Annotated in this window: 13 protein-coding genes, 1 rRNA gene and 1 riboswitch; all 14 genes read left to right on the plus strand. The window is 44.8% G+C overall.

Going from position 1 to position 13522, the window contains the following annotated elements:
- Nucleotides 1-58: 58 nt before the first annotated feature.
- The 14 genes from rrf (at nt 59) to purH (ending at nt 13502) form a co-directional block, all read left to right on the plus strand.
- Nucleotides 59-175, plus strand: a 5S ribosomal RNA gene (gene rrf, locus M3205_RS10565).
- Nucleotides 176-744: 569 nt separating this feature from the next.
- Complete coding sequence (locus M3205_RS10570) at nt 745-1287, plus strand: DUF2179 domain-containing protein (protein WP_251169871.1); 543 nt, start codon at nt 745-747, stop codon at nt 1285-1287.
- On the plus strand, nt 1284-1490 hold the full coding sequence (locus M3205_RS10575) for an NETI motif-containing protein (protein ID WP_251169872.1): 207 nt from the start codon (nt 1284-1286) through the stop codon (nt 1488-1490). Before M3205_RS10570 ends, M3205_RS10575 begins: the two co-directional genes overlap by 4 nt.
- An 88-nt stretch (nt 1491-1578) precedes the next feature.
- Nucleotides 1579-1680, plus strand: a riboswitch (purine riboswitch).
- 141 nt (nt 1681-1821) lie between these two features.
- The gene (purE, locus tag M3205_RS10580) at nt 1822-2310 is read left to right on the plus strand and encodes a 5-(carboxyamino)imidazole ribonucleotide mutase (RefSeq protein ID WP_251169873.1); all 489 of its coding nucleotides are present in this window, start codon (nt 1822-1824) and stop codon (nt 2308-2310) included.
- A complete protein-coding gene (gene purK, locus M3205_RS10585; RefSeq protein WP_251169874.1) occupies nt 2297-3451 on the plus strand; it encodes a 5-(carboxyamino)imidazole ribonucleotide synthase in 1155 nt (384 codons plus the stop codon). The genes purE and purK overlap by 14 nt, the downstream gene beginning before the upstream one ends.
- A 3-nt stretch (nt 3452-3454) precedes the next feature.
- A complete protein-coding gene (gene purB / locus M3205_RS10590; protein ID WP_251169875.1) occupies nt 3455-4747 on the plus strand; it encodes an adenylosuccinate lyase in 1293 nt (430 codons plus the stop codon).
- 84 nt (nt 4748-4831) lie between these two features.
- A complete protein-coding gene (gene purC, locus M3205_RS10595; RefSeq protein ID WP_251169876.1) occupies nt 4832-5557 on the plus strand; it encodes a phosphoribosylaminoimidazolesuccinocarboxamide synthase in 726 nt (241 codons plus the stop codon).
- A complete protein-coding gene (purS, locus tag M3205_RS10600) occupies nt 5545-5799 on the plus strand; it encodes a phosphoribosylformylglycinamidine synthase subunit PurS (RefSeq protein WP_251169877.1) in 255 nt (84 codons plus the stop codon). Before purC ends, purS begins: the two co-directional genes overlap by 13 nt.
- Nucleotides 5796-6482, plus strand: coding sequence for a phosphoribosylformylglycinamidine synthase subunit PurQ (gene purQ, locus M3205_RS10605; protein ID WP_251169878.1), 687 nt, complete (start codon nt 5796-5798; stop codon nt 6480-6482). Before purS ends, purQ begins: the two co-directional genes overlap by 4 nt.
- A complete protein-coding gene (gene purL, locus M3205_RS10610) occupies nt 6466-8682 on the plus strand; it encodes a phosphoribosylformylglycinamidine synthase subunit PurL (protein WP_251169879.1) in 2217 nt (738 codons plus the stop codon). Before purQ ends, purL begins: the two co-directional genes overlap by 17 nt.
- Nucleotides 8667-10064 (plus strand): amidophosphoribosyltransferase, encoded by a 1398-nt coding sequence (gene purF / locus M3205_RS10615; RefSeq protein WP_251169880.1) that lies wholly within the window; start codon nt 8667-8669, stop codon nt 10062-10064. Before purL ends, purF begins: the two co-directional genes overlap by 16 nt.
- Before the next feature lie 249 nt (nt 10065-10313).
- Nucleotides 10314-11339, plus strand: coding sequence for a phosphoribosylformylglycinamidine cyclo-ligase (gene purM / locus M3205_RS10620; RefSeq protein WP_251169881.1), 1026 nt, complete (start codon nt 10314-10316; stop codon nt 11337-11339).
- A gap of 13 nt (nt 11340-11352) precedes the next feature.
- The gene (purN, locus tag M3205_RS10625; RefSeq protein WP_251169882.1) at nt 11353-11934 is read left to right on the plus strand and encodes a phosphoribosylglycinamide formyltransferase; all 582 of its coding nucleotides are present in this window, start codon (nt 11353-11355) and stop codon (nt 11932-11934) included.
- Nucleotides 11935-11966: 32 nt separating this feature from the next.
- A complete protein-coding gene (gene purH / locus M3205_RS10630; RefSeq protein WP_251169883.1) occupies nt 11967-13502 on the plus strand; it encodes a bifunctional phosphoribosylaminoimidazolecarboxamide formyltransferase/IMP cyclohydrolase in 1536 nt (511 codons plus the stop codon).
- The last annotated feature ends 20 nt before the right edge of the window (nt 13503-13522 follow it).

Raw genomic sequence — 13522 nt, forward strand, 5'->3', positions numbered from 1 at the left:
AATTCTTCTTCATACATTATCTAGTTTTGAGGGAACGAAGTTTCTTCAAACCAAATAGTCCGGTGGCGATAGCGAGAAGGTCACACCCGTTCCCATACCGAACACGGAAGTTAAGCTTCTCAGCGCCAATGGTAGTTGGGGGCTGTCCCCCTGTGAGAGTAGGACGCTGCCGGGCATATGAAAGAGCACCTGATGGGTGCTCTTTTTTGTGTGTAATGATAGGTGTCTGATTCAAATGGACTCTTTTTTATATATGAAAAGTGCAGTTTTGCGTCACTTCGATCGACAAATGCGTCACTGTTTCTGAATATGCGTCACTTCGGCACAGATATGCATCACTTTCACGCTATATGCGCCAGAATCAAATTATATGCGCCATTCCCTATCTTTATAGTCATTTTCGTTTTCTGCAACGCAGGATTGTGCTAAATGTAAGATAAACTCCCAAACCTGCTAGATAAATCATAAAGCATGTTAGATAAATTCATAAACCTGCAAGATAAAACCCCAAGCATGTTAGATAAACTCCAAAACCTGCCAGATAAAACGTTTGATCCTCCCCCCCCCAGACAAGACCCATTAAAAGATAAACAGTTTCATCCCACTCAAAAAAGGATAACCTATACATAAAGAATCAATTTTGGAAAAAAGGTTATCAAAAGCCAATTTCTTTTGTACAATAGTGACTTAATGGGGAGAGGACACTCATTTGCCTCTAAGTTCCCCTATGAAGGAGGACTTGCATTGTTGGAAAACAGCTTTATTATGGTCGCTATTATTTTGATTATTAATATCGTATATGTATCGTTTTTTACCATTAGAATGATTCTGACGCTTAAGGGACAGCGTTACCTGGCAGCTTTTTTAAGCACCATCGAAGTTGTTATCTATGTCATTGGACTGGGGCTGGTTCTGGATAACCTGAATGAAATTCAAAATCTGATAGCTTATGCAGTCGGTTATGGAATCGGCGTTATTGTCGGCATGAAAATTGAAGAGAAGCTGGCTCTTGGCTATATTACCGTAAATGTAATTACAAAGGAATATGATAGAGACCTGCCAAAAGCTTTAAGAGAAAAAGGGTATGGCGTAACCAACTGGGCTGCCAATGGTCTTGAAGGCGATCGAATGGCTCTGCAGATCCTGACACCGAGAAAATATGAGCTTAAGCTTTATCAGACGATAAAAGAGCTGGATTCAAAAGCCTTCATTATCGCTTATGAGCCAAAAACGATTCATGGCGGCTTCTGGGTAAAATCAGTTAAGAGAGGAAAGTTGTCTCAATGAGCAAAGGCAAGAATAAAATGTCATTCGAAGTCCAGGAAAATGAAACGATTGACCAATGCCTGGAAAGAGTCCAAAAGGCTGGATATATACCTGTCAGAAGGACTGAGAAGCCTATTTTTAAAGAAGTTAAGACAGGCAGTAAAGTCGATTATGAACCGGCCGGCAGGCAGATTGTTTTTGAGGCAAAACGAATAGAAGGTTAAAACACGAACAATAATTGTCTGACTTTTAATATTGTTCGATTTTCCAATTGACAGAATATCAAGTATGTTGTTAATATGGTGGTAGTAAATAAAACGTGAATAAACCCCTCGTATAATAATGGGAATAGGGCCCATAAGTTTCTACCTGGCAACCGTAAATTGCCGGACTATGAGGGAAAGCTGATATGCCCGGCATGCAGAAGGAATGGTCCCTGCCGTTTGCAGGTTTCTTCCTTATGGTTCTTTTTAGCCCGGACAGATTACTTTCTCTCATATAAGAGAAGGGTCTGTGCGGGTTTTTTATATTGGATGATGATTTGGAGGAGAAGGAATGAGCGTACAAGCAGCAGTCATTATGGGAAGCAAGTCAGATTGGGAGACAATGAAGCACGCTTGCGGAATTCTGGAAGAGCTTGAAATCCCGTTTGAAAAGAAAGTTGTTTCGGCCCATCGGACTCCAGATCTTATGTTTGAATATGCTGAACAGGCAAGGGACAGAGGCATTAAGGTTATTATTGCCGGTGCAGGCGGAGCGGCACACCTGCCTGGAATGGTAGCTGCGAAAACGACACTTCCTGTCATTGGAGTACCTGTGCAGTCAAAAGCTCTAAACGGACTGGATTCGTTGCTTTCCATTGTTCAGATGCCCGGCGGAGTTCCGGTTGCAACTGTTGCGATTGGAATAGCCGGAGCAACTAACGCCGGATTGCTGGCAGCACAAATCCTTGGCGCTTTTGATACAGCCATTGCAGAACGTCTTCAGTTAAAAAGAGTTAGAACAAAACAGGAAGTAATGGAAAGCAGTGATGAACTTGTCTAATACAACCATTTTACCTGGACAAACAATTGGAATTATTGGCGGGGGACAGCTTGGCAGAATGATGGCCCTGGCAGCTAAAGCAAATGGCTTCAGGATTGCCGTTTTGGATCCTGCAGAAGATTCTCCTTGCGGCCAGATTGCGGATGTTAAAATCCTTGGCGAATACGGACATTTAGATTCTATAAGAGAGCTGGCGAAAGTAAGTGATGTTGTCACTTATGAGTTTGAAAATATCAGTGCGGATGCTCTTGACTGGCTATGTGCAAATGCATACGTCCCACAGGGGAGCACGGTGCTGGAAATTACTCAGGACCGGACAAAAGAAAAAGCAGCCATCCAAAAAGCAGGCTGCGAGGTAGCGCCATATGCGATCATTACGACTGAAAAAGACATTTATGATAATATAGAAAAGCTTGGCTATCCAGCCGTATTAAAGACTTCCAGAGGTGGATATGACGGAAAAGGGCAAGTTGTGATCAAGAGCGGGCAGGATATTAAGAAAGCTGCACAGCTCCTTGAGAATGGCGAGTGTGTCCTTGAAAAGTGGATCACTTTCGAAAAGGAAATATCGGTTATTATCTGCCGGAATATTTCGGGTGAAAAAGCGGTATTCCCAGTCGGTGAAAATGTCCATAAAGAAAACATTCTGCACCAGACCATTGTGCCGGCCATGATCACAGCTGATGCTGAGGAACGGGCAGTAAAGGCAGCAAATCGGCTGGCTGAAGCTTTAAACCTTGTTGGTACATTGGCTGTCGAAATGTTCCTGACAAAGGACGGACAGATTTACATTAACGAGCTTGCACCCCGTCCGCATAACTCAGGCCATTATTCGATTGAAGCCTGTGAGACCTCCCAGTTTGAACAGCACATCCGCGCTGTATGCAATTGGCCGCTTGGCAGCACGGAGCTATTAAAACCTGCTGTTATGGTAAACATACTAGGAGAGCACCAGGAGATTTTAATAAAGAAAATCCCTGACTTGGATGATTGGAAAATTCACTTGTACGGAAAAAAGGATGCCAAATATAAACGCAAGATGGGACATGTGACGCTTTTGCGAAACTCAGCCGAAGAGGCACTTAAAGAAGTAGAAAAAAGCGGCATTTGGACCCCTGTAAAGGAAAAGATCGGAGGATAAAACATGATTGAACGTTATACAAGACCGGAAATGGGAGCTATCTGGACAGAAGAGAACCGCTTTAAGGCTTGGCTTGAGGTGGAAATTCTCGCCTGTGAAGCCTGGGCGGAATTAGGAGATATTCCGAAAGAAGATGTTCAGAAAATCCGTGAGAATGCTTCTTTTAACATTGATCGCATTAAAGAAATCGAAGAGGAAACACGCCATGATGTTGTCGCTTTTACTCGTGCGGTATCTGAAACGCTTGGCGAAGAGCGCAAATGGGTTCATTACGGGCTTACCTCTACAGATGTCGTTGACACGGCGCTTTCTTACGTAATTAAACAGGCGAATGATATTCTTCTAAAAGACATCGAACGCTTTGTGGAAATCCTGAAAAACAAAGCACAAGAGCACAAGCATACAGTGATGATGGGCCGTACGCACGGGGTGCATGCTGAGCCAACTACTTTCGGTTTAAAGCTTGCATTATGGTATGAAGAAATGAAGCGTAACCTTGAGCGCTTTAAAGAAGCAGCGGCTGGTGTAGAGTTCGGTAAAATCTCTGGTGCCGTTGGAACATATGCAAACATCGATCCGTTCGTTGAAAAATATGTGTGTGAAAAGCTTGGCATTGAGCCTGCGCCAATTTCAACACAAACACTTCAGCGTGACCGTCATGCACATTATATGGGTGCACTTGCACTTGTGGCCACTTCAATCGAGAAATTTGCGACTGAAATCCGCGGCCTGCAAAAAAGTGAAACGCGTGAAGTGGAAGAGTTTTTCGCGAAAGGTCAAAAGGGATCTTCAGCTATGCCGCATAAACGCAACCCAATTGGTTCCGAGAATATGACGGGAATGGCAAGAGTGATCCGCGGTTATATGATGACTGCTTATGAAAATGTGGCATTATGGCATGAGCGCGATATTTCCCACTCTTCTGCTGAAAGAATCATCCTGCCTGATGCAACGATTGCGCTGAACTATATGCTGAATCGTTTTGGAAACATTGTTAAGAACTTAACCGTATTCCCTGAAAACATGAAGCGCAATATGGACCGTACACTAGGGCTTATTTACTCTCAGCGTGTTCTTTTGGCCCTGATTGACAAGGGCATGACTCGTGAAGAGGCGTATGACACTGTCCAGCCGCGCGCCATGGAGGCATGGGAAAAGCAGGTGCAGTTCCGCAGCCTGATCGAGCAGGACGAGACGATTACATCAAAGCTATCAGAAGCAGAAATAGATGACTGCTTTGACTATAACTACCACATCAAACATGTGGACACTATTTTTGACCGTCTGGGTTTATAAAAAATAAAGAGGTAAAGAGCAGTCTTTACCTCTTTGCCATCATAAAAATTCCCAATCTTCAAAAAATAAAGGAGGCTCTCCGCATTGGAAAAAGGAGTATTGTTATACGAAGGCAAAGCCAAAAAGGTATATCAGACAAACGATGAAAATATTGTCTGGATTGAATATAAAGATTCTGCAACAGCCTTTAATGGAGAGAAAAAAGCGAGCATCAGCGGCAAGGGCCGTCTGAATAACGAGATTACAAGTCTGCTATTTTCAAAGCTTCATGAGCTGGGGATTGATTCTCATTTTATTAAAAAGCTTTCGGAGACAGAACAGCTTGTTAAAAAAGTGGATATCATTCCGCTCGAAACAGTAGTCCGTAATATTGCGGCGGGGAGCTTTTCTAAGAGACTGGGAGTTAAAGAAGGAAAAGAATTATCAAGACCGATTGTTGAGTTCTACTACAAAGATGATGAGCTTGGTGATCCGCTGCTGACAGAAGATCATATTGAAGTTCTTCAGCTTGCTGATAAGCAGGAAGTTGCTCTATTACAAGAAAAGGCACTACAGGTTAATGGAATTTTAAGATGTTTTTTCAAAGACCTCGACATTAAATTAGTAGATTTCAAGCTGGAGTTTGGTAAAGATGAATCTGGCCAGATTCTGCTGGCAGACGAAATCTCGCCCGACACATGCAGGCTATGGGATATGAAGACGAATGAAAAGCTGGATAAAGATGTTTTCCGCAGAGACCTTGGAAATTTAACAGATGCATATGAAAATATTTTAGCGCGACTGGGAGGCCAAACCGTATGTACAAAGTAAAAGTTTTCGTCACATTAAGAGAAAGTGTTCTAGATCCTCAGGGAACCGTTGTAAAAAACTCTCTTCATTCCATGAACTACAGCGAAGTGTCTGATGTGCGCATTGGAAAATACATGGAACTGACAGTGGAAAAAAGCGACCGTCCAGTTGAAGAGGCAGTGAAGGAAATGTGTGAGCGCTTATTGGCTAATGTTGTGATTGAAGATTACCGCTTTGAAATTGAGGAGGCTGTTACCCAGTGAAGTTCGCAGTGATCGTTTTTCCAGGGTCCAATTGTGACATCGATATGTACCATGCAGTAAAGGATGAGCTCGGAGCGGAAGCAGAATATGTCTGGCATGACGCGGAAAGCTTGGACACATATGACGGAATTCTTCTTCCTGGCGGTTTCTCTTACGGTGATTACCTTCGTTCGGGTGCTGTCGCACGCTTCAGCAATGTCATGAAAGAAGTTGTGAAAGCGGCTGAGGCAGGTAAGCCGGTTCTCGGTGTTTGCAACGGGTTTCAAATTCTGCTTGAAGCAGGTCTTCTGCCTGGAGCAATGAGAAGAAACGACAGTCTGAAATTCATTTGCCGCACGGTCGAATTAAAGGTTGAAAACAATGAAACTATTTTTTCATCCTCATACGAAAAAGGCGAGGTAATTAATATTCCAATCGCCCATGGCGAAGGTAACTATTATTGTGATGAAGCAACTCTAGAAACTTTAAAGGCAAATAATCAGATTGTCTTTACTTATAATGAAACAAATCCAAATGGCAGCTTGGAAAACATTGCAGGCATTGTCAATAAAAAGGGAAATGTGCTCGGTATGATGCCGCACCCTGAAAGAGCTGTTGATGAGCTTTTAGGGGGAGCAGATGGCCTGAAACTTTTTCAATCAATCGTAAAACAATGGAGGGAAGCACATGTCGTTAATGCTTGAGCCAAGTCCGGAACAGTTAAAGGCACAGAAGGTATACAAAGAAATGGGTTTGTCTGATGACGAATTTGCGATGATTGAAAAGATTATCGGGCGTTTGCCAAATTACACAGAAATCGGTTTGTTTTCGGTTATGTGGTCAGAGCATTGCAGCTACAAAAACTCAAAGCCCGTGTTAAGCAAGTTCCCGACAACAGGAGAGAAAGTCCTTCAGGGGCCAGGGGAAGGAGCTGGAATTGTTGATATCGGTGACGGGCAAGCAGTTGTGTTTAAAATCGAAAGCCATAATCATCCGTCTGCAATTGAGCCTTACCAGGGGGCAGCAACAGGTGTTGGCGGAATTATCCGCGATGTATTTTCAATGGGCGCAAGACCGGTCGCGCTCCTCAACTCTTTACGCTTTGGAGAATTGGATTCTCCTCGTGTACGGTACCTTTTTAAAGAAGTAGTCGCAGGCATTGCGGGCTATGGAAACTGTATCGGCATTCCGACAGTCGGGGGAGAAGTGCAGTTTGATTCTTCCTATGAAGGAAATCCGCTTGTAAACGCGATGTGTGTCGGCTTAATCGACCACAAAGACATTAAAAAAGGCCAGGCCCATGGAGTAGGCAACACTGTTATGTATGTGGGCGCGAAAACTGGACGTGACGGTATCCATGGTGCTACTTTTGCATCTGAAGAGTTAACAGATCAATCAGAATCAAAGCGTCCTGCTGTACAGGTTGGCGATCCATTTATGGAAAAGCTACTGCTTGAAGCATGTCTTGAACTTGTTCAGTCTGATGCACTCGTCGGCATTCAGGATATGGGAGCTGCAGGTCTGACAAGCTCTTCTGCTGAAATGGCCAGCAAAGCGGGATCCGGAATTGAAATGAACCTTGACCTTGTTCCTCAAAGGGAAACGGGCATGACTGCATATGAAATGATGCTTTCCGAGTCTCAGGAGAGAATGCTGATTGTCGTGAAAAAAGGACGCGAACAGGAGATTGTTGATTTATTTTCAAAATATGGCCTGGAAGCCGTTTCTGTCGGCAAAGTAACTGATGATAAAATGCTTCGTCTGACTCATCAGGGCGAATTGGTGGCGGAGCTTCCTGTTGATGCACTTGCAGAGGAGGCCCCGGTTTACCATAAGCCATCAAGCGAGCCTGAGTATTTCCGGGAATTCCAGGCGATGGAGAACGATATTCCAGCCGTGGATGATTACAAAGAGACCCTTGTAAAGCTTCTCGAGCAGCCGACCATTGCCAGCAAGGAATGGGTTTATGACCAATACGACTATATGGTTCGCACGAATACAGTAGTAGCACCTGGATCAGATGCAGCTGTTATTCGTATACGCGGCACCCGCAAAGGACTTGCTATGACGACAGACTGTAATTCACGGTATATGTATCTTGACCCAGAAACAGGCGGGAAAATTGCTGTAGCTGAAGCAGCAAGAAATATCATTTGCTCCGGCGGTCAGCCATTGGCGATAACGGATAATTTGAACTTCGGAAATCCTGAGAAGCCTGAAATCTTCTGGCAGATTGAAAAGGCGGCAGACGGAATCAGTGAAGCATGCCGAACATTGGATACACCAGTTATCGGCGGAAACGTCTCTTTATATAACGAAACAAATGGAACAGCGATCTACCCGACACCTGTCATCGGAATGATCGGACTTGTAGAGGATAATGACTATGTGACAACACAATCATTCAAAACAGCTGGGGACTTAATTTATCTGGTTGGCGAAACAAAGGATGAGTTTGGCGGCAGTGAGCTGCAGAAAATGACATATGGCAGGATTTTCGGAAAAGCGCCTGAGCTTGATCTCGAAAAAGAAGAAAAGGCACAGGAACAAATTCTCAAAGCAATCCGTTCAGGACTTGTAGCATCTGCGCATGATGTGGCAGAAGGCGGTTTAGCAGTAGCGGCTGCAGAAAGCCTCATCGGTTCAAAAGGTCTGGGAGCGGATATCAAGGTTACAGGAAATGCAACTTCAGCTTTATTCAGTGAATCACAATCCCGTTTTCTTCTTTCTGTAAAAAAAGAAAACCAGGGAGCATTCGAAAATTTAGTCGACGCAGTATTAATCGGTGAAGTAACAGAAGCACCTGTACTTTATATCTCGAATGAAGAGGGCCTATTGCTTGCCGAACAAGTTGACGTTCTAAAGCAGGCCTGGAAAGGAGCTATTCCATGCTTGCTGAAATAAGAGGACTGAATGAAGAGTGCGGTGTTTTTGGAATCTGGGGGCATCAGGATGCTTCCCAGATCACCTATTACGGGCTCCACAGCCTGCAGCACCGTGGCCAGGAAGGTACAGGAATGGTTGTTACCGATGGCAAAAAGCTGAAAGGCATGAAAGGTGAAGGCCTTGTAACGGAAATTTTTACAGCAGATGCCATTAAGGAGCTGGAAGGAAAAGCGGCAATCGGACATGTACGCTATGCCACTGCCGGAGGGGGCGGATATGAAAATGTCCAGCCTCTCCTGTTCAACTCACAAAGCGGGAGCCTTGCTCTCTGCCATAACGGAAACCTGGTGAATGCGACTGCCTTAAAGCATCAGCTTGAAGGGCAGGGCAGTATTTTTCAAACGAGCTCGGATACAGAGGTACTGGCTCACTTGATTAAACGTGCTGGCTTCTCTTCCCTAAAGGACCGTGTCAAAAATGCGTTATCCATGATTAAAGGGGCTTATGCTTTTCTGATCATGACTGAAACCGAGATGATGGTTGCATTGGACCCGAACGGCATGAGGCCGCTCTCACTTGGCAAAATTGGTGATGCTTATGCGATTGCATCGGAAACCTGTGCTTTTGATGTGGTCGGGGCAGAGTATATCCGCGATATTCTTCCGGGAGAACTCCTGATTATTGACGACAATGGATTCAAATCCGAAATGTTTGCCATGGCCTCTAATATTGCCATGTGTACGATGGAATATGTATATTTCTCCCGTCCGGATAGCAATATCAATGGAATCAATGTGCATACAGCCCGGAAAAACCTTGGAAAGCAGCTGGCTCTTGAAGTGCCAATTGAAGGTGATGTTGTTACGGGTGTGCCGGATTCCAGCATTTCGGTTGCGATTGGCTATGCTGAAGCGTCTGGCATTCCATACGAGATGGGTCTGATTAAAAACCGCTATGTGGGACGTACATTTATTCAGCCTTCGCAGTCGCTGCGTGAACAGGGTGTGAAGATGAAGCTGTCCCCGGTTCGCGGAGTGGTAGAAGGTAAGAGAGTCATCATGGTGGACGACTCGATCGTTCGCGGGACAACAAGCAGACGGATCGTCACTATGCTGAAGGAAGCTGGAGCGACTGAAGTGCATGTGCTGATCAGTTCACCTCCGATTAAGAATCCATGCTTCTATGGAATCGATACATCGACGAAGGAAGAATTAATTGCCGGCAACCATTCTGTTGAGGAAATAAGAGAAATTATTGGTGCAGATACACTTACCTTTTTAAGTACAGAGGGCATGGTCAAAGCCATTGGCAGGAAAGAAGGACAATGCCTGGCATGCTTTACAGGTCAATATCCAACTGAGATATATCCAAGTACTTTGCATCCATATGAAAAAGTATAACAATTCAATTGGCCGAATAACTTGATGTTTGGCCGGTAAAAGCACTAATTTGGCCGATAAGTTGTAGGATCGGCCTTTATTGATGAAGTAGTAACTTTGAAATACGATACTAGCTGCAGCGCCTGCCTCCTCGAGGTCATAAGATATTCCTTCCAGAAAGGCAAAGAACGCCTTCTGCGAGAGGCTTGTCTTTTGCTTGTCGGAGGTGAGTAAGGTGCTTGCGCTTTTCTAATATGGGGTGAAAGACAGATGGCAAATGCATATAAACAGGCTGGAGTAGATATTGAAGCTGGATATGAAGCAGTTTCCCGCATGAAAAAACATGTACAGAAGACGATTCGTCCGGGTGTGCTCGGCGGTTTGGGCGGATTTGGCGGCATGTTCGATCTATCTGAATTAAACCTGAAGGAACCTGTTTTAGTTTCAGGTACAGATGGTGTCGGGACGAAGCTGATGCTTGCTTTTATGATGGATAAACATGACACCATTGGGGTTGATGCAGTCGCCATGTGTGTAAATGATATTGTCGTACAGGGAGCAGAGCCTCTGTATTTCTTGGATTACATCGCCTGCGGAAAAGCGGCACCTGAACGGATTGAAGCGATTGTCAAGGGCATTGCGGATGGCTGCGAACAGGCCGGATGTGCACTTGTAGGCGGTGAAACTGCCGAAATGCCCGGCATGTATAGTGAGGAAGAATATGATCTTGCCGGATTTGCGGTTGGTGCCTGTGAAAAATCAAGTCTGATTAATGGTGCAGATATCAAGGCGGGAGATGTCCTGATCGGTCTTGCCTCAAGCGGAATTCACAGCAATGGCTACTCACTTGTCAGAAAGCTGTTTTTGGAAAACGCGAAAATGTCCTTAACAGATCATGTAAAAGAATTAGGCTGCACATTAGGGGAAGAGTTGCTTCGCCCTACAAAAATATATGTAAAACCGCTGCTTGCGGCTATGAAAAAGTTCAAGCTGAAGGGCATGGCACATATTACAGGCGGTGGATTTATTGAAAATATTCCGCGCATGCTGCCTGAAGGTATCGGCGCCCAGCTTACTGAAAGCAATTGGGAAGTGCCTCCAGTATTTTCAGTGATGGAGGAAATCGGCGGACTGGAACGCAAGGAAATGTACAATATTTTTAATATGGGAACAGGCATGGTGATTGCAGCAGATAAAGAAATGGCAGATGAACTGGTTGCCTATTTTAATGAAATTGGCGAAAAAGCCTATCTGATGGGGACAGTAACGGATCAGGAAGGAATTGAAATTCTGTAACTTGGAGGAAGTCATGAAAAAAATAGCAGTGTTTGCTTCCGGAAGCGGAACGAACTTTCAAGCCATTGCTGATGCCGCCAGAAAAGGGGACTTGCAGGCTGAGATCGTCCTGTTTGTCTGTGACCGGCCAGGTGCATACAGCATCCAGCGTGCTCAAAACGAGGGTGTTCCACAATTTGTTTTTTCAGCTAAAGCCTATGAAGGGAAAGCAGAGTACGAGGGTGCAATTTTGCAAGAGCTGAAGGAGAGCGGGGCAGAGTATATTATTCTCGCAGGCTATATGAGACTGATTGGCCCGACGCTTTTGAAAGAGTTTGAAGGCAGGATTATAAATATCCACCCTTCTCTTCTTCCCGCTTTTCCAGGTAAGGATGCGATTGGCCAGGCATTATCAGCCAATGTGAAGGTAAGCGGCGTGACGGTTCATTTTGTCGATGAAGGCATGGATACGGGACCGATAATTGCTCAAGCGCCTGTTGCTATAGATGCGGATGAAACGCTGGAAAGCCTTCAAAAGAAGATACATGAAGTGGAGCACATACTTTATCCGCAGGTTTTGCAAAGTCTTTTCTGTGCTAAAATGGTAGAGAACTAAAGTTTTATTCAACAAAGTCAGGGGGAGCAAACATGAAGAAACGTGCATTAATCAGTGTTTCCGACAAAAATGGTGTAACAGAATTTGCCCGTCAGCTAAGCGAACTGGGCTTTGAAATTATTTCAACAGGAGGTACAAAAAAGGCCTTGGAAGAGAGTGGAGTTTCTGTTATCGGGGTGAGCGATGTGACAGGCTTTCCGGAAATCCTGGAAGGTCGTGTGAAAACATTAAATCCGATGATACATGGCGGACTGCTGGCTAAGCATGGCGAACCAGCCCACAAACAGCAGCTCGAGGAGCATGGAATCCAGCCGATTCAGGTTGTATGTGTGAATTTGTATCCTTTCCAGCAAACCATCGCTAAACCGGATGTGACGGTAGAGGATGCCATAGAGAATATTGATATCGGAGGTCCGGCCATGCTGCGTGCTTCCGCCAAGAACCATGAATATGTAACGGTTGTGGTCGATCCGGCCGATTATGAACCAGTTCTTTCTCAGCTGAGAGAATCTGGAGAGGTTCAAAAGGAAACCCGCCGCAGGCTTGCTGCGAAGGTATTCCGCCACACTGCTGCCTATGATGCGATGATCGCTGAATATATGACAGATTTGGCAAATGAAGAAACGCCTGAAAAATTAACGGTAACGTATGAATTGAAGCAAACTTTGAGATACGGGGAGAATCCGCATCAAAGTGCTGCGTTTTACCGCAAGCCTCTTGGTTCTGAATTTTCGATTGCGAACGCCGAGCAGCTTCATGGCAAGGAATTATCTTACAACAATATCAATGATGCAGATGCAGCCCTCCAAATAGTAAAAGAATTCTCAGAGCCTGCAGCAGTTGCTGTTAAGCATATGAATCCTTGTGGAGTGGGGACAGGAGACAATGTTTTTGATGCTTTTTCAAAAGCTTTCGCAGCTGACCCTGTTTCAATTTTCGGCGGAATCATTGCCTTAAACAGGGAAGTAGATGAAGAAACAGCTAAAAAGCTTTATGAGATCTTCCTTGAGATCATTATTGCGCCTTCCTTCTCAGAGGAAGCCCTTGAAATTTTAAAAGGGAAAAAGAATCTGCGCCTGCTGACCATTCCTTTTGAAGGCAAAAAGAAAGCGGAGATGAGATTGTCCGCTATTGAAGGCGGCTTGCTGACGCAGGAATATGATCTGTTCACCCTTGAAAATGCCGAAGTAAAAGTAGCGACCAGGAGAGAGCCGACAGAAGAAGAGTGGAAAGCACTGAAGCTGGGCTGGAAAGTCGTCAAGCATGTGAAATCCAATGCGATAGTCGTCAATGATGCAAACATGACACTTGGAGTTGGTGCCGGGCAGATGAACCGCGTAGGTTCTGCCAAAATTGCGCTTGAACAGGCAGGAGAAAAAGCAAACGGAGCAGTAATGGCATCAGATGCCTTTTTCCCAATGAACGATACCGTTGAAGTCGCAGCCAAAGCAGGCATTACAGCCATCATTCAGCCGGGGGGTTCCATCCGTGATGAAGATTCCATAAAAAAAGCTGATGAGTATGGCATTGCAATGGTCTTTACAGGTGTTAGACACTTTAAGCATTAAACGAAAAGCGGAAGCGACTC

The organism is Cytobacillus firmus (assembly GCF_023715565.1).
In the GTDB taxonomy this organism is placed as follows: Bacteria; Bacillota; Bacilli; order Bacillales; family Cytobacillaceae; genus Cytobacillus; species Cytobacillus firmus_C.